General features: G+C 63.4%; 19 protein-coding genes. 11 read left to right on the forward strand and 8 right to left on the reverse strand.

Annotated elements, in window-relative coordinates; genetic code table 11:
- Positions 1-254: 254 nt before the first annotated feature.
- Positions 255-1,757 carry a PhoX family protein gene (locus tag AC56LV_RS18910; RefSeq protein ID WP_499559921.1) on the forward strand — a complete coding sequence of 501 codons (1,503 nt, stop codon included), beginning with the start codon at positions 255-257 and terminating at the stop codon, positions 1,755-1,757.
- A 31-nt stretch (positions 1,758-1,788) separates the two neighbouring features.
- Positions 1,789-2,367: a PEP-CTERM sorting domain-containing protein gene (locus AC56LV_RS18915; RefSeq protein ID WP_499559923.1), complete on the forward strand. Its 579-nt coding sequence runs from the start codon at positions 1,789-1,791 to the stop codon at positions 2,365-2,367.
- A gap of 131 nt (positions 2,368-2,498) precedes the next feature.
- On the opposite strand, the gene AC56LV_RS18920 is transcribed toward AC56LV_RS18915, so the two are convergent.
- A complete protein-coding gene (locus AC56LV_RS18920) occupies positions 2,499-3,344 on the reverse strand; it encodes a rhomboid family intramembrane serine protease (protein WP_499559925.1) in 846 nt (281 codons plus the stop codon).
- A gap of 86 nt (positions 3,345-3,430) precedes the next feature.
- Positions 3,431-4,174, reverse strand: coding sequence for an SDR family NAD(P)-dependent oxidoreductase (locus tag AC56LV_RS18925; RefSeq protein ID WP_499559927.1), 744 nt, complete (start codon positions 4,172-4,174; stop codon positions 3,431-3,433).
- A gap of 85 nt (positions 4,175-4,259) precedes the next feature.
- Between AC56LV_RS18925 and AC56LV_RS18930 the strand changes: the two genes are divergently transcribed.
- Positions 4,260-4,823 carry a TetR/AcrR family transcriptional regulator gene (locus tag AC56LV_RS18930; RefSeq protein ID WP_499559929.1) on the forward strand — a complete coding sequence of 188 codons (564 nt, stop codon included), beginning with the start codon at positions 4,260-4,262 and terminating at the stop codon, positions 4,821-4,823.
- 48 nt (positions 4,824-4,871) lie between these two features.
- Here the strand turns inward: AC56LV_RS18930 and AC56LV_RS18935 are convergent, their stop codons facing one another.
- On the reverse strand, positions 4,872-7,439 hold the full coding sequence (locus AC56LV_RS18935; RefSeq protein WP_499559931.1) for an HWE histidine kinase domain-containing protein: 2,568 nt from the start codon (positions 7,437-7,439) through the stop codon (positions 4,872-4,874).
- Between the two features lie 143 nt (positions 7,440-7,582).
- Between AC56LV_RS18935 and AC56LV_RS18940 the strand changes: the two genes are divergently transcribed.
- Together AC56LV_RS18940 and AC56LV_RS18945 are read left to right on the forward strand one after the other, a co-directional pair.
- Complete coding sequence (locus tag AC56LV_RS18940) at positions 7,583-8,242, forward strand: PAS domain-containing protein (protein ID WP_499559933.1); 660 nt, start codon at positions 7,583-7,585, stop codon at positions 8,240-8,242.
- A gap of 429 nt (positions 8,243-8,671) precedes the next feature.
- A complete protein-coding gene (locus tag AC56LV_RS18945; protein WP_499559935.1) occupies positions 8,672-10,360 on the forward strand; it encodes a mechanosensitive ion channel family protein in 1,689 nt (562 codons plus the stop codon).
- Here AC56LV_RS18945 and AC56LV_RS18950 read toward each other — a convergent pair.
- A complete protein-coding gene (locus AC56LV_RS18950; RefSeq protein ID WP_258836589.1) occupies positions 10,338-11,285 on the reverse strand; it encodes a LysR substrate-binding domain-containing protein in 948 nt (315 codons plus the stop codon). The two genes, AC56LV_RS18945 and AC56LV_RS18950, sit on opposite strands and share 23 nt — an antisense overlap.
- A gap of 146 nt (positions 11,286-11,431) precedes the next feature.
- Here AC56LV_RS18950 and AC56LV_RS18955 point away from each other — a divergent pair, with 146 nt between their 5' ends.
- The 4 genes from AC56LV_RS18955 to AC56LV_RS18970 are packed head-to-tail and all read left to right on the forward strand — an operon-like array spanning position 11,432 to position 15,465.
- Positions 11,432-12,622 carry a PilT/PilU family type 4a pilus ATPase gene (locus tag AC56LV_RS18955; RefSeq protein WP_499500925.1) on the forward strand — a complete coding sequence of 397 codons (1,191 nt, stop codon included), beginning with the start codon at positions 11,432-11,434 and terminating at the stop codon, positions 12,620-12,622.
- A gap of 13 nt (positions 12,623-12,635) precedes the next feature.
- Entirely contained in the window at positions 12,636-13,109 is a 474-nt protein-coding gene (rfaE2, locus tag AC56LV_RS18960; RefSeq protein ID WP_499559937.1) for a D-glycero-beta-D-manno-heptose 1-phosphate adenylyltransferase, read from the forward strand.
- Positions 13,110-13,114: 5 nt separating this feature from the next.
- Positions 13,115-14,284 (forward strand): aminotransferase class V-fold PLP-dependent enzyme, encoded by a 1,170-nt coding sequence (locus AC56LV_RS18965; protein WP_499559939.1) that lies wholly within the window; start codon positions 13,115-13,117, stop codon positions 14,282-14,284.
- Positions 14,284-15,465, forward strand: coding sequence for an SGNH/GDSL hydrolase family protein (locus tag AC56LV_RS18970; protein WP_499559941.1), 1,182 nt, complete (start codon positions 14,284-14,286; stop codon positions 15,463-15,465). Before AC56LV_RS18965 ends, AC56LV_RS18970 begins: the two co-directional genes overlap by 1 nt.
- A 5-nt stretch (positions 15,466-15,470) precedes the next feature.
- Here the strand turns inward: AC56LV_RS18970 and AC56LV_RS18975 are convergent, their stop codons facing one another.
- On the reverse strand, positions 15,471-16,625 hold the full coding sequence (locus tag AC56LV_RS18975) for an epoxide hydrolase family protein (protein WP_499559943.1): 1,155 nt from the start codon (positions 16,623-16,625) through the stop codon (positions 15,471-15,473).
- 60 nt (positions 16,626-16,685) lie between these two features.
- Positions 16,686-17,117, reverse strand: coding sequence for a pyridoxamine 5'-phosphate oxidase family protein (locus AC56LV_RS18980; protein ID WP_499559945.1), 432 nt, complete (start codon positions 17,115-17,117; stop codon positions 16,686-16,688).
- Positions 17,118-17,192: 75 nt separating this feature from the next.
- Between AC56LV_RS18980 and AC56LV_RS18985 the strand changes: the two genes are divergently transcribed.
- Positions 17,193-17,870, forward strand: a complete 678-nt coding sequence (locus AC56LV_RS18985; protein ID WP_499559947.1) for a TetR/AcrR family transcriptional regulator — start codon at positions 17,193-17,195, stop codon at positions 17,868-17,870.
- 177 nt (positions 17,871-18,047) lie between these two features.
- Here AC56LV_RS18985 and trmL read toward each other — a convergent pair whose 3' ends face one another.
- Positions 18,048-18,518: a tRNA (uridine(34)/cytosine(34)/5-carboxymethylaminomethyluridine(34)-2'-O)-methyltransferase TrmL gene (trmL, locus tag AC56LV_RS18990; protein WP_499559949.1), complete on the reverse strand. Its 471-nt coding sequence runs from the start codon at positions 18,516-18,518 to the stop codon at positions 18,048-18,050.
- Positions 18,519-18,542: 24 nt separating this feature from the next.
- Positions 18,543-19,283, reverse strand: coding sequence for a ComF family protein (locus tag AC56LV_RS18995; RefSeq protein ID WP_499559951.1), 741 nt, complete (start codon positions 19,281-19,283; stop codon positions 18,543-18,545).
- Between the two features lie 60 nt (positions 19,284-19,343).
- On the opposite strand from AC56LV_RS18995, the gene AC56LV_RS19000 reads away from it, so the two are divergent.
- Positions 19,344-20,258: a methyltransferase domain-containing protein gene (locus tag AC56LV_RS19000; protein WP_499559952.1), complete on the forward strand. Its 915-nt coding sequence runs from the start codon at positions 19,344-19,346 to the stop codon at positions 20,256-20,258.
- Positions 20,259-20,461: the final 203 nt, after the last annotated feature.

Below are 20,461 nucleotides of genomic sequence, written 5' to 3' on the forward strand. Positions count from 1 at the left end.
GCCGGTTTGCGAACGCTGCGCGGCGCACCCTTGCCGCAGCAGGCCGCATGCAATGTGCATGACAGGCATGTGTCACGACCAACGGTGTATGCCGAAAAATTGTCTTTTTGTTGTCATTATCTTGACATGATCGTTTGCTTTAATGCATCGGTCCAAGCCGGGGTGGTAAGGACAGGCGGGCCGCCGCTCAGGCGCTGCCAACATTCGAGATGCCGGTCCACCGGCTCGCACGTCCAATCAATGGAGAAGTACACATGAACAACCACGACACGTCGCCGTCGCGCCGCAACCTGCTCAAGGGCATCGCCGGCGCCAGTGCGCTGCCATTCGTCGGCGCCTTCGCCGCGCTGCATGCCCGTGAAGCTGCCGCCGCCAATGGTGTTACCGCGCTGGTCGACAGCCCATATGGCCCGATCGCGCCAACCAATGACCTGAGCACCGGCCTGCCGCTGCTGCAACTGCCGCCTGGCTTTAGCTATAAAAGCTATGGCTGGCGCGGCGATACCATGACCGACGGCCGGCCATGCCCGGCCGGCCACGACGGCATGGGCGTGATCGCCACGCGCAAGGTCGGCCGCAGCACCGAACAGGTGTTGGTGCGCAATCATGAAATCACCAGCAGTGCAGCTGGCAATTTCATCAACGCCTACAGCTTCTACGATGGCGGCACGATCAACACCACCACGACCAACCGCTCGTGCGGCGGCACCACCAACCTGGTGTTCCGCGATGGCGACTGGGTCAGCATGACGCCCAGCCTGGGCGGCACGCAGCAGAACTGCGCCGGCGGCGTCACGCCATGGGGCACGTGGCTGACCTGCGAAGAAGTCGGTTCCGACGCGATCACCGCCGGCGGCAAGAAGCACGGCTACGTGTTCGAAGTGACGGTCGATCCGCGCCAGACGACCGGCCAGCCGATCGTGAACATGGGCCGCTTCGCGCACGAAGCCGCCGCCGTCGATCCGGCCAACTGCAATGTCTACCTGACGGAAGATTCGTCGGGCAAGTCGGGCTTCTATCGCTACGTGCCGGACATCAAGACGGGCGCGGCCGGTTCGCTGGCGCGCGGCGGCGTACTCGAAATGGCGAAGGTCAAGGGCGTCAACAACGTCAACCTGGCCACCGCGTCGGTCGACCTGACGTACGAACTGGAATGGGTGTCGATCCCGAATCCGGACGCCAACCGCGGTAACAGCGTGGGCCTGAATGGCCAGGCGATCAGCAATGCCGCCGGCCCGTTCAACCAGGGCTGGGCCAAGGGCGCGCTGCGCATGAACCGCGGCGAAGGCATCTTCTATACCAAAGGCAAGCTGTACGTGATGGACACGTCGGGCGGTCCGGTCAACCGCGGCGCGATCTGGGAACTAGACCTGGCCAGCCAGACGCTCAAGTGCATCTATTCGAGCCCGAGCCCGCTGATCGGCAATATGGGCGACAACCTGGCGGTCAGCCCGCGCGATGGCCTGCTGATCTGCGAAGACTCGTCCAGCCCGATTACCGACACCTTCGGTTTCGGCCAGCGCCTGATGGGCCTGACGGGCGCCGGTGACGCGTACATCTTTGCAAAAAACAATGTGAATCTGACGGCGGCCCAGCTGACCGCCGCCGGCAAGGCGCCGACCCTGGCCGGCGATGGCCGCGGCAATGAATTTGCCGGTGCCTGCTTCGATCCGACCGGCCGCTACCTGTTCGTCAATATCCAGACGCCAGGCATCACCTTCGCGATCTCGGGTCCATGGGCCAAGGGTCCGCTGTAATTCTCACCGCATTCATTCAAGGATCATCATCATGACCATCAACAAATTCATCACCGCCGGCCTGGCTGCGCTGGCCTTCTCGTCCCTGGCGCCGGCTCACGCTGCGCTGCTGGTCAGCTCGAACAGCGCGGCAGGCAATGCCGTGACCGACTACAGCGCCGCCGGCGCCGTGTCGTTCGATCTGGCGCTGGCCAATTTCAGCGGCACCACGCTCAACTTCGTGCTCGAGGAAGCCGATATCGGCGGCCCGCTGAGCCTGAGCGCGATGGTGTTCAACCTGAGCGGCATGTCGTTCCCGCAGTTTAACTTTGGCTTGCAGGGCATCCGTTTTGCTGCGCCGGGCACGGTGTCCGCATTCTCGCAAGCGCTCAGCGTCAACAACTCGTTCTACAACGCGGCGATCACGTTCGCCAATGGCGAACCGGCCGAGTTCCAGTTCGGGAACCCGACGCTCGTCAATGGCCGCAGCGACTGGCTGCTCGATACCACCGGCATGCGCGCCGGCGACACGTTCTCGATCATGGCCGAAGTGCCGGAGCCATCGACGATCGCGCTGATGCTGCCGTTGCTGCTGGGTGGGCTGATGGTGGCCCGTCGCCGCCAAGGCTGATCGGGCAGGTTGCGTTGAACGCGTGGGCGGGGTACCCGCCCACCCTACGGCAAATCCGTAGGGTGGGAGGGGGCGCCGAGCCGGCTATGCCTCCGACGCGTTCAACCCAATGTTGCGCCGCGTGGACGGCATTACGGGCGTTGAGGATGCACGGCCCGCGCCGCTTCCCGCTGCGCGGCGAGCACCTCCGATGCGCGCAGGATCTGCGCGATCCGGCTGACCTGGTCGGATGGCGGCTGCCTGACCAGCACCACCAGCACGCCCAGGCTGACGGCGAACACGACCGCCGACTGCACCGCAGGGCCGATCCGCAACACGCGCCCCGGCAGCATCAGCAGGGCGCCGATGGCGATCCCGGCAAGCGCGCCACCGATGTGCCCGGCGTTATCGGTGCCGGCTACCAGAAAGCCCATGCCGATATTCAGCGCGACCACCTGGAAGATGACTTTCAATTCGATTTTCGCTGCGTTGCCAGCGCACAGCGCATGCACCAGGAGGGCGCCGGACGCGCCAAGCAGCGCGCCAGATGCGCCGGCGCTGACCGTGGTCGCGAAGTGCGGCGTGAAGCCCATCGCCGATGGCACCAGGTCGTAGCCCATATTGCGCACGGCCAGACTCGCAAACCACCAGGCGCTGGCCAGTCCACTGAACAAGCCGGACAACAGATAGATCAGTGTGAAACGGATCCGGCCCCAGGCCGCCTCGCACAACGGCCCGATCAGCGACAGCATGAGCATGTTCAGGCCCAGGTGCAGTGCGCCGTGGTGCAGGAACATCGACGTCACGAGCCGCTGCCAGTCGCCGGTGAGGGTGTAGGGGCCAAGATTGGCACCCCAGGCGGTCAGGTCTCTCGGGTTGGGCGACATCCAGTCGACGCCGTGCATACCCAGATACACCCACGCACCGATATTCATCAGGACGAGCCAGAGGGTAGGGGAGGTGAAGAGGCGGGGACGCCTGCCCGGTGTCGTCAGCATGGTTGTTTCCGAAAATAAATCATCGGTGAAAATAGCACCTTTCAGACAAGCCGTCGATTCGCTATCGCGGATCGCTCGCCCCTGGCCTACACTGCCGCGACACCGCCATCGACAAAGAGTTCATGTCCAGCGACAAAGCTACTGTCGCTTGATGCCAGGAAGAGCACTGCCCGTGCGACCTCGTTCGGTTCCGCCAGCCGCCCAAGCGGAACGCTTTTATTCAGCGCCTCTTCAACAGCCGGCTGCGCGTCGAGATAGCTGCGTATCAGGCGTGTTTCCGTGCCACCGGGCGAGACCACATTCACACGGATACCCTGCTGCTTGAGGTCATTCGTCCAGCTTCGGGCGAAGGAGCGCACCGCCGCCTTGCTCGCGTTATAGAGCGACTGGCCTGGCAAGCCTTTACTGCCAGCGATGGAGCCGTTGAGGACGACCGCACTTCCCGCCGTCATCAAAGGCAGTGCTTTCTGCACAGTCAACACCACGCCTTTCACATTGATGTCGAAGATGGAATCGAAATGGGCATCGTCGATCGCATCGAGTGGTTTGACCTCGTACATGCCTGCATTGGCGAACACGACATCGACGCGTTGGTGGTCGCGTTCGATCCGTTCGTACAGCCGGGCGACGTCGGCAGCGTTGGTGACGTCACCTTGTACGCCGACCGCGCCGTGCCCGATCTCGTTTATGGCGTCGTCCAGCAATGCTTGCCGGCGCCCTGTGATGTACACGTGCGCACCTTCGATGGCGAACAGTTTCGCCGTTGCGAGACCGATGCCATCGCTTCCGCCTGTGATCACCACAACCTTGTTTTCAAAACGCTTCGTCATTTTCTGGTACCCTTTTTAAAAGTGGAGGATCGCCCCACTTATAATACGGAGGGTTCCTCCACTTAACAAGCGAAAGAGCAAAATAGTGAGCGATGAACCTGCCCTCAGGGCTGATGCGCAAAAAAACCGCGAACTGATCCTCGTTGCCGCCGAGGCGCTATTCCTTGAAAAAGGCGCGAATGTTCCACTGGAGGATGTTGCCAAGCGCGCAGGCGTCGGTATCGGTACGCTGTATCGCCGTTTTCCCACGCGTGAAGCGCTGTTGGCCGCTACCAGCAATGAGCGTTTCTTGTCGCTGGCCCAGACCAGCCTTGCGCGCGACGCAGACCTCACGCCAGGCGCCGCGGTACGCGCTTATCTTGAAGAACTTGCCAGCAACACCAGCATTTATCAGAGCCTTGCTGCGTCGATCGGGACGGTGATCCAATGCGGGACGCCAGGATGCAATGCGATCACGGCTGAAGGGCAGCGCTTGCTTCAGCGCGCACAGGAAGCGGGCGCCATCCGCAGCGATGTCACTTACGAGGACTTGATCTGTGTGGTCACTGCCATTTCGATCGCGATCGACGCTGACCGTTCATCGACATCGCGTATCGGCCACCTGGTGGACTTGTTCCTGAATGGCATCAGCGTAAAAGATCCGGATTAGCGACCGATAGCCTTCTTGTTTTCGCCTGTCGTTCAATTACCTCGGTAGTCACGTCCGCTTCGCGCCCAATGCGATGTGCAAAATCAACGCGCTGGCATCATACGGCTTCGAGACGACGGGGCGTCCACGGAATCGCTGGTGAATGATTGCCGTGTCGCCGTAGCCGGTGACAAACATGAATGGTATGTTCTGCTCGCTGAGATATTCCGCAACTGCCAGGCTGGTTTCGCGGCCCAGGTTGTAATCGAGTACGGCGAAGTCCGGCGTGAACTGGCGAAGTGTCTCGAGGGCTGCGGCGACTGTAGAGACGACCTGCACACTTTCGGCACCCATCGACAGCAGCGTAGACTCGGTTTCGATTGCAATCAGCAAATTATCCTCGACCAGCAGGATGTTTCCGATAGGCGGTGGCAGCAGGGGAGACGGTGTGTGCGCGATGATTGGGTACGACGTGGCTGGTGCGTCGTCATTGCTTGAAATATAACGCGCTGGAATCTCGAAGCGCGCTATCAAGCCATCTGGCGCAAATTCGATCGCCGCTTTACCCCCCAGTTCGTGGGGAATCGCACGCTCGATAATGGTCGAACCGAAGCCGCGCCGCGTAGGCGGCACGACGCTGCTGCCGCCGTGTTCGGACCATTGGACCGAGAGATCACCCGTATCGCCACGCTCCAGGAGCAATTTGGCATGGCCGCCCTCGTGCTTGAATGCGCCATATTTCGCTGAATTGGTAATCAGTTCATGGAACACCAGCGCCAGTGTGGCGAACGCCTCCGGCTCAATGGCCCAGTCGCTGCCGATGATGATGACGCTGGCAGCATTGTTGCCGAGGTAGGCAGCAGCCTCGATGCGTACCATATCGCTCAGCGATTTTGGTCGCCATCCGCTACTGGTCAATTGGTCGTGAGCACGTGCCAGAGCATGGATGCGCGAACTGATATCTTCGGTAAACTGCGTGACGGAGGTCGCGCTGTTGCCGCATTGGCGTACCAGCCCGACAATGAGATTGAGAATATTGCGAACGCGGTGGTTGAGCTCGGCGATTAGTGTGTCTTGCTGATCGTTACTTTGCTTGCGCATCTTCTCCGCTGTATCGGTCATTCTGAGCATGACTTCAAGCAAAGAAACCCGTAGTGACTCGCCTTTGTCACGGTCGGCATCGCTCCATTGCGCCGATTGCTCGTGCACACGTTCTTTCCACAGCGCGAAACTGGCGCGTGGCGAATAGCGCAAGACCCCTGCATCGGCACGAACGACTTTGTCGGGCTTGCCCGCCCACTTCACCTCTGCGACGAGTTCATCGCGGAAAAACAGCACGAAGTCACGCGGGCTGCGTGAGATGGGAACTGCCAGTAATCCCGCTACGCCCGGGCAATCGGCCACCGCTTCCGGGCAAGTCTGTGCCAGGCAATGCGTGGTGAAAATTTCGCTGGTCGTGGCGCCGTTCAGGAATTTCACCAGCCGCATCATGGCGGGCAGGCCAGGTGTCGATCCAACCCTTCGCACGAGGCCGTCGACATACGTGGCCATGCCGCTGGCATTCAGGCTTGTTCGCAAGTCTGACAGCATTGCGAACAGATTATCTTCGCCAACGGCGTTGGGTGACACCATCGACAACATGCGCATGTGCGTGTCGCGGGACACCGCGCGGCCGCGCTCCTGCGCACGGCGGACAAAGTTCTCGATGATGGACGAGGCCATCTGGCCGTAGAACTCAAGGGCCATCCGCAATGTCGCCGCCAGATAGCGGGGACTATTATGGTGACATACGAGCAAGCCCCACAATTTGCCGTCGACGATCAGCGATACCGACATCGAGGAGCACACACCCATATTGTTCAGGTATTCGATGTGTACCGGTGAGACGGCGCGCAGGGACGCCATCGACAGATCGAGCATGTCGCCTTTGTAGTCGAGGAGCGGCACCAGGAACGCGTTCTGCGCCCCTACGTTGGCGACGACGCGCAGCGGGTTGACCAGATACAGCGCACGCGCCTGCGCCGGGATATCGCTGGCGGGGTAGCGCAGACCCAGGAAGCTGTCCATGCCTGCACCGCTGCGTTCGGCAACGACCTCGCCACTGAGGTCTTCGTGAAACTTGTAGACCATTGTTCTATCGTACCCACTCAGTACGCGCGTCTGTGCTGCCAGCACATCGCAGAAGCGGTCGATATCGCTTGCATCACGCAACTGGTTGAGCAATGAAATCATGCGCCCTGAGGCGTCGTCACCTGAGGCAACCGATGGTTCGCATTCGATGATGATCGATTCACCGGTACGCGACACCGACAGATCGAACAATCGCGTGTCGATTCCATCGGCACCGACCGGGACATCGAGCAGGTGTCGCACGCCACCTTTCATGCCAATGACCTGCAATTCACCGCGGATATCGTGCAGCGCGCGCCGTCCTATCAGCTCATGGAGTGGGCGCCCGCTTGCCTGGCTGACTTCGGTTGGCAGATAATTTCCGAGGTTGTCGGAACAGCGAACGACGTTCCAGTCCGGCGATACCTCGAGCAGGAAGCCATGTGGCTGAATCTGACCCAGAAATGCAATCCGTTCACTTTCACACGGCGCCGGTGCGATTTGTCGTCCGTCTAGATGAGTGCCCATGGAATAGCTTCCTTTAGTGTCAATGGTGAAGCCGGGACAATGAGCATATCAAATGAATCATAAAGAATCAGAATTTAAGTAAATTCCATGCTTAAAGAGTAAAAATAACTCTTTTTATGCATGCCCAAATGTAAAATATGCGCATGAAAAATCTTTACAGTCCTCAACTATTGGCGTTGATCGTTGAGACGAGCGCCGCGACCTGGACGGTTGGCGCGGACGGATACGTGGTCGATATTCCGGAGTGGACTGCCCTGACCGGCCAGAGCGTCGAGGAAATAAAAGGCGAGGGATGGATGAATGCAATCCATGGCGAAGACCTGGAGCGCGTCCGCTCCGCCTGGATGACAGCCGTCGCGCATGGCTCGCATTACAACACCGACTATCGGGTGCGATGTGCCGATGGCGTTTATCGTTGGTTCAATGCGCGGGGAGTGCCAATCCTGGATGTCGAGGGAGACATCCAGCAATGGATTGGCGTCCTGCTCCCCATCGCCGGATTGAACCGGTTCAGGCAGCCTGTGCCTGAGTCCTACGGCACCACGGCACCGTACGTCGACATCACGCCCGGCGCCTTGCGTGCAGCACGCGCGATGCTCGGCTGGTCGGCCAGCAAGCTTGCCGACGTGGCCGATGTGTCGATTTCAACGATCCGTCGGATCGAAGAAGCTGACGAACGCGACAGCACGCGCAGCACAACGGCGCGCAAGCTGATTGCGGCCTTGGCGCAGCAGCCGTTGACACTGATCGCCTCCGCCGAAGGCGTGATCGAGGGCGTGTCCGGGCGCACCAGAACGGGTTGAGAATCACGGCTGCAGAGAAACAACGCCAACCGTCCAGACCATCTCACGCATTGGACGGCGTGATGCGACAGCGTGAGGCAGCTTATGGCGAAGGCGTCCAGTGACTGGTCCAGCGATCGCAGCAATAGTGCGGGCGTGACATCGGCAGGATGCTAGACTTTGGTTCCCGGGCGCCACTGCCCGGCCATCCAGACCGATCGCATCGCAGGTCCGGGCCAGCGCGTTTGCCCCGGCACGGCATGTCCATCGCTGCGCGTCCGCAGGCATGCCATTACCCGTGCGCGCTTGCCAGGATTGCGACGCACCAGTCGCTTGCCATCCCGCGGATGTCGCGGTGTCCGCACCGTCACTCCCGCCCGGGCCGCGCCATGCGTCATGCGTCATGCGATCAAACACGTGCAAGGAGTCGTTTTGAATAGAATATTGTCGATGAGATTACTGGTCTCACTGTCCCTGGCATTGCTGCTGGGGCTCACCCAACCATCGGCGTTTGCCGCCGGCCAGGATGCCGAGGTAACCGCTGCCACCGAACCTGCCGTCCCCGATCCGCTCAAGCGCGAGACACCGCGCTCCATGGTTTCCGGCCTGCTCGGCGCCCTTGGTCAATCCGACTACGATCGCACCGCGCTGTACTTCGACTTGCCGCCAGCAACCAGCTCACGCCAGCGCACCAACGCGGTGGAGCAGGCGCGCGCGTTCCATGCGGTGCTGGACGATGGCGGCACGCTCGACACCTTCATTACGCTCTCCAACGACCCCAACGGCAAGGTGAGTGACGACTTGCCGGTCGATCAGGAGCGCGTGGGCGAGATCGCCATCCAGGACAAGAAAATCCCGGTGCTGCTCACGAAAGGGCAGGACGGCGAGCATCAGGTGTGGCGCGTCTCGCGCGAGACGCTGACCCAGATCACTGCGGCCACCAAGCGCGCGCCTGTGGTCACGGAACCTGCGGCCGACCAGGTCGTCGTCGCCGGCGCGCCGCTGAAGGACTGGGCGCTGCTGCTGGGCCTTGGCGTGCTGGTGTTCGGCGGCTTGTGGATGCTGTCGGCGCTGATCGTGTTCTGCATGCGCAAACTCGTGCCCGATCCGGAAGCCAATGGCCTGTACCGCTTCTTCGAGGCGGCACTGCCGCCGGTGAGCCTGTTGATCGCTGTCGGGGTGTTCTACAACTGGGCCGAGCAGCTGCCGGTGTCGATCGTGGCGCGCCAGACCTTGCTGCGCTACACCGGCATCGTTTCCGTCATCGCGCTGGTGTGGTTCGGCCTGCGGCTGGTCGATGCGATCTCGGAACTGGCGATTGCCCGCATGCAGCGCAGCCAGCGGCGCCAGGTCATTTCGGTCATCACGCTGGCGCGCCGCGCCGCCAAGGTCATCCTGCTGGCGTTTTCGTGCATTGCGATCCTGAGCACCTTCGGCATCGACGTCACGACGGGGATTGCGGCGCTCGGTATCGGTGGTATCGCGCTGGCGCTGGGCGCCCAGAAGACGGTGGAAAACCTGGTCGGCAGCGTGACCGTGATTGCCGACCGCCCGATGCAGGTGGGCGACTTCATCAAGGTCGGCGACGTGGTGGGCACCGTGGAAGACGTCGGTATCCGCTCGACCCGCATCCGCACCAACGAGCGCACGGTCGTGACGATTCCCAATGGCGACCTGTCGGCGCGCCAGATCGAAAACTACGCTGCGCGCGACCGGTTCCTGTTCAATCCGGTGATCGCGATCGCTTATGGCAACTCGTCGGCCAAGCTGAAGGAAGCGATTTCCATCGTCCAGCAAGTCCTCGCCGAAGAAAAGAATATGGCAGAAGGGCACCGCGCGCGCCTGGGCAGCATCAGCGAGCGCGCCTTTAACATCGAGGTGTTTTCCCACATCGATGTGCACGAGTTCGACACGCAGGTGATCATTCGCGAAAAGCTGCTGCTGACGATCTTCGAGCGGCTGGAAGCGGCTGACATCAGCCTGGCGTTCCCGACCCAGACCATCGTGTTCTCGCCGTCGCAGCTCGAGGCAGTCAGGGGCGGGGCTGCGGCCAGCAGCGATGCCGACAAGACCGACAACGCCGTCGCTACAGCGCCGCCAGCCGTGTGGACCGACGCTACGCCGCCGCCTCGTACGTGATCATTTCCACGCCAGGCAGATGACATTCACTCACCGCCTGCATCACCGCATCGATCGCGGCGCGGCGGGTGAAGCTCTTGCGCCAGGCGATCACGACGCGGCGCGACGGCGCCGGCCTGGTAAACGGCACATACGCCAGCAAGCCGTTCGACTCGCTCAGGTCGGTGACCGACGCACGCGGCAGCACCGTCAGGCCGATGCCGCTGGCAACCATGTGGCGGATCGTTTCCAGCGACGAGCCTTCGAACGTGCGCTGCATGCCGGTGCCGCCGCCCGGCGCCGAGAAGCGCGCCATTTCCGGACACACTTCCAGCACCTGGTCGCGGAAGCAGTGGCCGGCACCGAGCAGCAGCATCGTTTCGCTTTTCAGGTCTTCGGCCGAAATTTCCTTGCGCTTGGCCCACGGGTGGTGTTTCGGCATCGCCACGATGAACGGCTCGTCGTACAGCGGCTGCACCGCCATCCCATGGTCGGGCAAGGGCAGCGCCATGATCGCGGCGTCGAGCTCGCCCTGGCGCAGCAATTCCAGCAGCTTGTGCGTGAAATTCTCTTGCAGCACCAGCGGCATTTGCGGCACGTTGTCGATCAGGTTTTTGACCAGCGGCGGCAGCAGGTACGGGCCGATGGTGTAGATCACGCCCAGGCGCAGCGGGCCGGCCAGCGGATCCTTGTTCTGCTTGGCTAATTCCTTGATGGCAGCGGTCTGCTCCAGCACGCGCTCGGCCTGCGCCACGATCTGGGCGCCCAGGGGCGTGACGGACACTTCGGAGCCGCCGCGCTCGAACAGCAGCACGCCCAGCTCGTCTTCCAGTTTCTTGATGGCGACCGACAGCGTGGGCTGGGCCACGAAACAGGCTTCGGCTGCGTGGCCGAAGTGCTTGGCGCGGGCGACGGCGACAATGTATTTCAACTCGGTCAGGGTCATGGTAGGCGTCTCGACAAGGCGCGCTGCCGGTGCCTCGCGAGAGCGGGGCAGCAGGGCGCGCGCCATGAAATAATGGTGTAGCGAGAATGATAGTCGATATAATCTCTTGATAGGCCCCGCCTATGCATCTTTTGTGAAAGGCCCGCATGTCCACCACGTTTGGCCCGGCGGAAGCCCAGGTCTATATCCATAAACTGCTCACGGTGATGCATCACCAGGGCGGTTCCGACCTCTTCATCTCGGCTGATTTCCCGCCGAGCATGAAGTACCAGGGCGCCATGAAAGCCCTCAGCCAGCAGCGCCTGAGCGGCGAAGTCACGCGCGCGCTCGCGGTGTCGCTGATGAACGAGCGCCAGCGCGCCGAGTTCGAGACAGAAATGGAGTGCAATTTCGCGATCTCGCTGCCCAACGTGTGCCGCTTCCGCGTGAATGTCTACGTGCAGCAGCAGAGCGTCGGCATGGTCGTGCGCACCATCTCGTCCGAGATTCCCAACTTTGAAAAGCTCGACCTGCCCGAGGTGCTCAAGGATGTCGTGATGACCAAGCGCGGCCTGGTGCTGGTCGTGGGCGGCACGGGCTCGGGCAAGTCGACGACGCTGGCGGCGATGATCGATTACCGCAACAACAATTCGGCTGGCCACATCATCACGGTGGAAGACCCGGTCGAGTACGTTCACAAGAACAAGAACTGCCTGATCACGCACCGCGAAGTGGGCGTCGACACGCTGTCGTGGCACAACGCGCTGAAAAACACGCTGCGCCAGGCGCCGGACGTGATCCTGATCGGCGAGATCCGCGACACCGAAACGATGGAACATGCGATCGCGTTCGCTGAAACGGGCCACCTGTGCCTGGGCACGCTGCACGCGAACAATGCCAACCAGACGATGGACCGGATCATCAACTTCTTCCCCGAAGAGCGGCGCAACCAGCTGCTGATGGACCTGTCGTCGAACCTGCGCGCCATTGTCTCGCAGCGCCTGGTACGCACCGAGGACGGCAAGGGCCGCAAGGCCGCCATTGAAATCCTGCTCAACACGCCGACGATTGCCGAGATGATCCTGAAAGGGAACTTCCAGAGCATCAAGGAGATCATGCACAAGTCGCGCGAGCTGGGCATGTGCACGTTCGACCAGGCCTTGTTCGAGCTGTACAACAAGGGCTTCATCAGCTACGACGAAGCGATCCGCAATGCCGACTCGGCCAACGGCCTGCGCCTGCAGGTCAAGCTGTCGGGCGAGCGCAAGGAGCCGGGGCTGCCGGCCGGCGCGGCGCGGCCCTCCGAACTGTCGATGGCGCTCGACGAAGAGCCTGACGACGAACCGCCCAAACACTGACACTAAAATACCCATGCCTTCATTTGAAAACAAGCTCTGCAAGCGCGCCGACCTGGCTGCGCGGATCGCCGCACTGCCCAAGCCGGTGGTGCTGACCAACGGCGTGTTCGACATCCTGCACCGCGGCCACGTGACCTATCTGGCGCAGGCGCGCGAGCTGGGTGCCTCGCTCGTGGTGGCAGTCAACACGGACGCGTCCGTCAAGCGGTTGGGCAAGGGTGACGATCGCCCGCACAACACCCTGGCCGATCGCATGGCGGTGCTGGCCTCGCTGGAATCGGTCAGCCTGGTGGTCGAGTTCGACGAACAGACGGCGCTCGAAGTGGTCCAGGAAGGCCGGCCCGATATCTATGCCAAGGGCGGCGACTACGTGATGGACCAGATTCCCGAAGGGCAGGCCGTGCTGGCGTATGGCGGGCGCGCGGTGGCGATCGACTTCGAGCATGACCGCTCGACCACGAAATTAGTGGCGCGGATCCGGGGCTGACCGGCATGGCCAAGCTCCCTGTGATGCCGGCTTTGGCCGGCCTGTATCCGCGAGCGCCCGACGGCATCGTCAATCTCGAGCACGGCTACTTTGGCGCGATGGCGCAGCCGGTGCAGGCGGCGCTGGTCGAATCGGTTGATTATCTGAATCGTCATCTGAGCCCGTTCCTGCGGGGCGCGCAAGCCCTTGAGTATGGCGCGGTGCTGTGCACGCGGCTGGCCAGACTGATCAATGCCGAACCGCACGAGATCCTGCTCACGCGCAGCGCGAGTGAATCGATGCAGGTGCTGATCGGCCAGTACCACCGGCTGGCGCCGGGCGATGGCGTTCTGTGGACTAATCTCGATTATCCGGCGATGCGCTATGCGATGGCGTGGCTGGAAGGGCGGCGTGGCGTGGTGCCGACCGAACTGCAACTGACACTGCCCTTGTCCGGCGACGCGCTGCTGGAACAGTATGCGACGGCGATCCGCGATACGCCGGGCCTGAAATTGCTTTTGCTCTCGCAAGTATTTCCGGCCAATGGCCAGTCGGTGCCGGTGCGCGAGATCGCCGCACTGGCGCGGGCGCGCGGCGTCGACGTGCTGGTCGACAGCGCGCATGCGCTGGGCCAGCTGGACGTCGACGTGCAGGCCATGGGCATCGACTTCGCTGGCTTCAACCTGCACAAATGGATCGGTGCGCCGCCGGGGCTGGGCTTTGCGTACATCCGGTCTTCGCGCCTGGACCGCATCGAGCCGCACTTCGGCGACCGCGATTATCCGGCGGACGATATCCGCGGGCGCCTGCATGCGGGCATGCCGCCGATGAGCGCAATCATGGCTGCGCCGGTGGCGCTCGACGTGCATGCGCAGCTGGGCGGCTCGGCAGCCAAAGGCGCACGGCTCGCGTGGCTCAGAAATTACTGGGTGCAGCGCGTAGCGGACCTGCCGGGCCTGCAGTTGATGAGCCCGCTGGTGGGCGACACGGCGCTGGCGGCGTTCACGATCGACGGCATGCGCGCGCGTGACGTGCAGGCGGCGCTGCTGGATCGCTTCGGCGTGTTCACGGTGGAGCGGCCGGTGGGCGACGCCAGCCTCGTGCGCGCCACGGTGGCGCTGACGACGACGGTGGAAGAACTCGATCGCCTGGTCGAGGGACTCACGGTGCTGACCCGCGAAGCGGCGGGTGCCTGATGACGGGCACGTCCATGTACACGCTGTCGCCGATTCCCGCAGACCTGATCCATGGCGCGGTTGAGCTCGAGCGCACCGATGCCGGCCTGCTGCCGCAACGTTTGCCGGCCTGGGCGCTCGCGCAGCACCTGGATGTGCAACTGGCGCTGGCCGCAGCACAGCCATCCGGCGTGCGCCTGGCGTTCCGGACGACGGCCCGTGTCGTCGAAGTGCTGGTGCTGCCGACGAAGCGCCGCTACGGCAAGATGGCGCCGCGGCCCGACGGTATCTATGATCTGATGGTCGATGGGAAGCTGCTTGCCCAGGCGAGCGCGCCGGGCGGCAAGCGCCTTGACATCGACATGATCAGCGGCGCAACGCGGGTGCATCCCGGCGAGCCGCACTGGCTGCGCTTTGCCGATCTGCCGGCGGGCGACAAGACCGTCGAACTCTGGCTGCCCCATGACGAGACCACCGAGCTGGTGAGCTTGTGCGCGGATGCGCCGGTGTCGCCGCTGTTGGCAGGCGGCCAGCGCCGCTGGCTCCATCACGGCAGTTCGATCAGCCAGGGCTCGAATGCGACGCATCCAACCGGCATCTGGCCTGCGGTGGCTGCCGGTCTGGCCGGCGTCGATCTGTTCAATCTTGGTTTCGGCGGCAATGCCTTGCTCGATCCGTTCACGGCGCGCACGATCCGCGACCTGCCGGCGGACCTGATCAGCCTGAAGCTGGGCATCAATCTCGTCAACACCGACCTGATGCGCGTGCGCGCGTTCGGGCCGGCTGTGCACGGGTTTCTCGACACGATCCGCGAAGGACGGCACCGGAGCACGCCGCTGCTGGTGATCTCGCCGACCTGGTGCCCGATCCACGAAACGACGCCGGGGCCGACCATGTTCGATGGCAAGGCGATGGAGCAGGGCCGGTTGCTGTTCCGTGCGATGGGCAATGATGCCGAGCGGCGCCAGGGCAAGCTGACGCTGGGCGTCATCCGCGAGCAGTTGCAGAGGATCGTCGCGCAGCGGGCCGGGACCGATGCGCACATCCACTACCTCGATGGCAGCGCGCTGTATGGCGCCGAGGACAACGCGCACCTGCCGCTGCCCGATGCGCTGCATCCGGACGCCGCCACGCACCGGCTGATCGGCGAGCGCTTTCATGCGCAGGTATTTGCCGATGGCGTGTTCGGCCATCGGGGCTGATTTGATCAGCGCATCGTGCGGAATGTCGCGCGCAGATGCTCGATGAGTACGGCCGGGTTTTCCATCGCCGCGAAATGGCCGCCGCGCTCCGCTTCGCCAAAGAAGCGCAGGTCGGCGAAGCGTGCTGCGGCCCAGCGCTTCGACAGCCGCATCTGCTCGCCTGGAAACATGCTGATGCCGGCGGGCAGGGGCAGGGGGGCGGTGGGCATGCCGCGCGCCATCTCGCGCGCGCCTTCCCAGTAAAAACGTGCCGAGCTGGGGCCGGTATTGGTCAGCCAGTACATCATCACGTCGTCGATCAGGCGGTCCGGTGCGATCGTGCGCTCCGGCTGGCCGCCGGTATCGGACACATCCTGGAACAGCGCGTACAGCCAGCTGGCCAGGCCCACCGGTGAGTCCGCCAGCGCAAATGCGACAGATTGCGGGCGCGTGCATTGCAGCTTCATGTAGCCCGAGTATTCCTTATCGTAGCGCGCGGCGTCGTCCAGCATCTGTTGCTCTTCTGGTGTCGCGTCGGCGATTTCCTGCTCGGTTGGATGGAACATCACCATGTTCAGGTGGATGCCCGCCAGGCCCGGCACGCGCATGTGCGCCATGGCGCTCGTGACCGCCGCGCCCCAGTCGCCGCCTTGCGCGACCCAGCGCTCGCCGTAGCCGAGGCGGCGCATCAGTTCCGCGAAGGCCTGCGCTGTGCGGCCCACGCCCCAGCCTGGCTCGGTTGGCTTGTCGGAAAAGCCGAAGCCGGGCAAGGCTGGAATGACCAGATGGAATGCATCGGACGCGAGGCCGCCATGCGCCTGTGGCTGCGTCAGGGGACCGATCAGCTCGCGAAATTCGAGCACGGAGCCCGGCCATCCATGCGTCAGCAGCAGTGGGGTCGCATTCGGTTCCGGTGAGCGGATATGCAGGAAGTGAATCCCCAGCCCATCGATGACTGTGCGGCTGCTGCCCCAGTTGTTGAGTGCGGCTTCCGTGCTGCGCCAGTCGTAACCGTCCTGCCAGCGTTTCACCAGTGCGCGGATGCGCGCCAGTTGCGGCCCTTGCGAGGTGTCGTTCACGGTCTCGGCATCGGGCCAGCGCGTGCGCGCCAGGCGGTCGGCGAGGTCGGTCAGGTCGGCGTCTGGAATATGGATGGGAAATGCGTCGATTGCAGTGTGCATGGCGGGCCTGTCAAGTCGGTGATGGGGCTGGGGCCAGCGTGGCCCAGGTCCTTTTGGGTTTTACAGAACGATCTCGCCCTGGTCGGCGCCATTCCAGTAGTGGATTCGGGCGGCGCGAACGCGTATCATCACCAATCCCGGCGTGTCGACGCCCTGCTCGAACCAGTGATCGAGCCCGGCCGTCCAGTGCGCTGCAAACATGGCCTTGTCGCGAATCAGTTCCGCGTTGCCGTGTACCGCGATGAACAGCGGTGGCTGCCCGTGGGGGCCGGGAGCACCAGTGAAGGTCAGGCCGACCGCTGCGTCGCCCTCGATATCAGCCACGGTACGGGCCTGGTCGTAGGTGAAAAAATAGCTGTCCCCGTCATAATCGACCTCGCCGTTGTTGCTCATGGGCCGGCTGGCGAAGGCGCCGCCTTCGGTGCGGGTCGAGAGCATGCCAAAATCAATTGCCCTCATATTGTCAGATAGAAATTTCAAACGCATGTCCATCGCTTCACCTTTGATTGAGAGTCCAGAAACTGAACTATACCATTCAGTTCAGTTTATTATGATGACTATTTTGCTATGCACGTGACATCAAACCTGCCTGAACCGGACCAAACGCCCACCACGCGCAAGCGGGGTGGGCGGCCGTCTGCCGAGCATGCCGGTGAAGTAGACCGCCGCATCCTCGATGCGGCAACGACACTGTTCCTGCGCGCGGGTTTCGATGCGACGAGCTGCGACCAGGTCGTCGCCATGGCAGGCGCCGGCAAGGCGACGCTGTACGCACGTTATGCCAACAAGGACGAGTTGTTCAGCGCGGTCGTGCACCGCGCTCTGGAGCGCGCAGCGCCGCCTGCGCCCGACTTGCCGCCTGCCATGCCAGTGCGGGATCGCCTGCACGCAGTTGGGCTGCATCTACTGCAGCAAGCGCTCACGGAAGAATCAGTGGCGTTGCTGCGCGTAAGTTTGACAACGGCGCCCCGGCTGCCCGAATTGTCGCGACTGGTGGATCAGGCTGGGCGCGGTAGCGGCATAGCGTGCGTGGTGGATGCGCTGGCCGGGGCTGCGCCGTCGGCTGATCAGATTGCAGCGGCCACGGCCATCGCGCAGCGTTTCATCGACCTGGTAATCGTGCCGCAGCAGATGCGCGCCCTGGTTGGCGACGACCGCGCAGAACTCAAGGCCATCGCACCCCGCCAGGTCGACGAGGCCATCGACCTGCTGGCCCGCGCCGGTCTGCTCGACGCCTTCGGGTGAGTGGCGCCGTTGCCTGGCACACAGGCAAGGATAACAAGCCGGGGTCAGGTCTGACATTTGGACACAAGCTCTACTGTGATCCAGCGGCCGTACCCCTCCGAGCAGTCGAGGCCGTGTCCGAATGTCAGACCTGACCCCGGCTTTTGACACGACGGCTGTTTGAGTTGTAGCGTCGGTTCAGGTGCCGCCGGCGTAGCCGTTCTGGCGCCAGGCTTCGTAGACGACGACTGCTACCGTATTCGACAGGTTCAGGCTGCGGTTGTCGGGTCGCATTGGCAGGCGGATGCGCTGGGCGGGCGGGAAGGTCTCGCGCAGGGCGGGGGGCAGGCCGCGCGATTCCGGGCCGAACACGAACACGTCGCCCGGCTGGAACCGGGCGTCGGCAAAGGGCGCCGAGCCGTGTGTGGTCAGGGCGAACATGCGCGCCGGATCGGGCTGGGCGTCCGCCAGGAACGCATCCCAGTCCTTGTGCACCTTCATCGTCGCGTAGTCGTGGTAATCGAGGCCGGCGCGGCGCATCTTGGCGTCGTCCAGCGGAAAGCCGAGCGGCTCGATCAGGTGCAGTTGCACGCCAGTGTTGGCGCACAGGCGGATCACATTACCGGTATTCGGCGGGATTTCTGGTTCGACCAGGACGACGTGGAACAATGTGCTTCTCCTTGATGATGAGGCTTATCCATGCGGCGGGGTGCGCGCGAAGACGATGTTCGTCACGCGCGCGGCGCCCGCCTGTTTCAGTACGGCGGCAATTTCTGCCAGCGTGTGGCCGCTCGACATGACATCGTCGACTACGCCCACATGCCGGCCACGTACATCGAACGTGCCGGCCACGCCGAACGCGCCCCGCACATTCCTGCGCCGGTCGCCGGGCGCGGCGCCCGATTGTGGCGCAGTCTCGCGCAGCCGGTGCAGCAGTTGCGGGACGACCGGCACGCCCAGCGCACGGGCCAGCGGACGCGCGACTTCGAGCGCCTGGTTGTAGCCGCGCTCGATCAGGCGGGTCGGGCCCAGCGGCACGGGGCACAGCACGTCGGGCAAGACCGGCGCCGGATGCATGATGGACGAAATCGCTCCATGCAACACGCGCGCCATCCATGGCGCCAGCGCCAGTTGCGCGCCAAATTTCAGCTGCAGCACCAGGCTGTCGAGAGGCGCGGCGTAGTCGCAGGCTGCCCAGGTGGCGTCGAAGGGCGGCGCCTGCGCCAGGCAGGCGCCGCAATGCCGCGTGCTGTCCAGCGCGCCGGTCGGATTGGCGCAACAGGGGCAGCGCGGCGTCGGCGCCACATACGCCTGCTCGCAATCGGCGCACACCGCCGCCCGCGCATGCCCGCCGCACAGTGCGCAGCACGAGGGCAAGAACGCGTCCAGCAGCGTGTGCACGAGGCGCATCGGCAGCGGGGGAAGGTCCGGCATCGGCTCGGCGTCCCACAAACGGTTAAACTGCCCACATTATCTCATCACGCATCCGATCCCATGGCATCTCCTCAATCCCCGTCCAAGCTGAGCGCGCCCATTGACTTGTCGCGTGTGCGCAACCTGTTCGCGCGGCCCGAACGCATTGCATCGTCGGATTTCCTGCGCCGCGAAATCGCCGCGCGCATGCACGAGCGCCTGGCCCTGGTGAAGATCATCCCGAAGCAGGTACTTGACGCCGGCTGCGGCCCCGGGGGCGACCTGGCCCTGCTGCAAAAGACCTATCCATCGGCGCAGATCGTCGGCCTGGACGGCGCCGGCGCCATGGCGCGCGCGGCGAAAAAGCCGGGCGCCTCGGGTTCGCTCAACCAGTTATTGAGCCGGCTGATGCCGGCCAAGGCGGGCGTCGACGTCCTGTGCGGTGACTACGGCAACCTGCCGCTTGGCCCGAACTCGGTCGATTTGCTGTGGTCGAACCTGGCGTTGCACTGGCATCCGCTGCCCGACCGCGTGTTTGCCGAATGGCGCCGCGTGCTGCGCGTCGAGGGCTTGCTGATGTTTTCCAGCTTCGGCCCCGACACGTTCACCGAACTGCGCACGGCATTTGCCGCGCTGGATGCGTATCCGCACACGTTGCCATTTGTCGACATGCACGATTTCGGCGATCAACTGGTCGAGGCGGGCTTTTCGACACCGGTCATGGACATGGAGCGCATCACGGTCACCTACGACACGCCACAGGCGCTACTGCGCGACGTGCGCGCGCTGGGCGGCAATCCGCTCGAATCGCGCCGGCGCGGCCTGATCGGCCGCGCAGCCTGGCAGCGTGTGCTCGCTGCGCTCGAGGCGCAGCGCCTCCCCGACGGCAAGCTGGGCCTGACCTTCGAAGTGATCTACGGCCACGCGTTTCGCCCGGCGCCGCGCCAGACGGCAGCTGGTGAATCGATCGTCCGCTTCCAGCCACGCAAGCCGTAACGTCGTCACCGTGCACGGGCAGATTGGCGGGCGGGCCAATATTCCTTGAATAAAAATTAGTGCTTTAGATATAATCAATTGCTATTTTTCACGTCTAGCCGATAGAATCGCTTGAAAAAGCGGCATCGCAAGCCGCGAGACAGCGTCAAAACAGAAACAGAAAAAGAATTGCAGCAGCCGCAGAGATGCCCCGGCACGGCATC

The sequence above is a fragment of the Telluria sp. RB2R28 genome, assembly GCF_059685835.1.

Bases quoted from the DNA above. Each gene is read 5' to 3' on its own strand.
- AC56LV_RS18910 (WP_499559921.1), top strand. From the start codon at position 255: ATGAACAACCACGACACGTCGCCGTCGCGCCGCAACCTGCTCAAGGGC.
- AC56LV_RS18915 (WP_499559923.1), top strand. From the start codon at position 1,789: ATGACCATCAACAAATTCATCACCGCCGGCCTGGCTGCGCTGGCCTTC.
- AC56LV_RS18920 (WP_499559925.1), bottom strand. From the start codon at position 3,344: ATGCTGACGACACCGGGCAGGCGTCCCCGCCTCTTCACCTCCCCTACC.
- AC56LV_RS18925 (WP_499559927.1), bottom strand. From the start codon at position 4,174: ATGACGAAGCGTTTTGAAAACAAGGTTGTGGTGATCACAGGCGGAAGC.
- AC56LV_RS18935 (WP_499559931.1), bottom strand. From the start codon at position 7,439: ATGGGCACTCATCTAGACGGACGACAAATCGCACCGGCGCCGTGTGAA.
- AC56LV_RS18940 (WP_499559933.1), top strand. From the start codon at position 7,583: ATGAAAAATCTTTACAGTCCTCAACTATTGGCGTTGATCGTTGAGACG.
- AC56LV_RS18945 (WP_499559935.1), top strand. From the start codon at position 8,672: ATGAGATTACTGGTCTCACTGTCCCTGGCATTGCTGCTGGGGCTCACC.
- AC56LV_RS18950 (WP_258836589.1), bottom strand. From the start codon at position 11,285: ATGACCCTGACCGAGTTGAAATACATTGTCGCCGTCGCCCGCGCCAAG.
- AC56LV_RS18955 (WP_499500925.1), top strand. From the start codon at position 11,432: ATGTCCACCACGTTTGGCCCGGCGGAAGCCCAGGTCTATATCCATAAA.
- rfaE2 (WP_499559937.1), top strand. From the start codon at position 12,636: ATGCCTTCATTTGAAAACAAGCTCTGCAAGCGCGCCGACCTGGCTGCG.
- AC56LV_RS18965 (WP_499559939.1), top strand. From the start codon at position 13,115: ATGGCCAAGCTCCCTGTGATGCCGGCTTTGGCCGGCCTGTATCCGCGA.
- AC56LV_RS18970 (WP_499559941.1), top strand. From the start codon at position 14,284: ATGACGGGCACGTCCATGTACACGCTGTCGCCGATTCCCGCAGACCTG.
- AC56LV_RS18975 (WP_499559943.1), bottom strand. From the start codon at position 16,625: ATGCACACTGCAATCGACGCATTTCCCATCCATATTCCAGACGCCGAC.
- AC56LV_RS18980 (WP_499559945.1), bottom strand. From the start codon at position 17,117: ATGGACATGCGTTTGAAATTTCTATCTGACAATATGAGGGCAATTGAT.
- AC56LV_RS18985 (WP_499559947.1), top strand. From the start codon at position 17,193: ATGCACGTGACATCAAACCTGCCTGAACCGGACCAAACGCCCACCACG.
- AC56LV_RS18995 (WP_499559951.1), bottom strand. From the start codon at position 19,283: ATGCCGGACCTTCCCCCGCTGCCGATGCGCCTCGTGCACACGCTGCTG.
- AC56LV_RS19000 (WP_499559952.1), top strand. From the start codon at position 19,344: ATGGCATCTCCTCAATCCCCGTCCAAGCTGAGCGCGCCCATTGACTTG.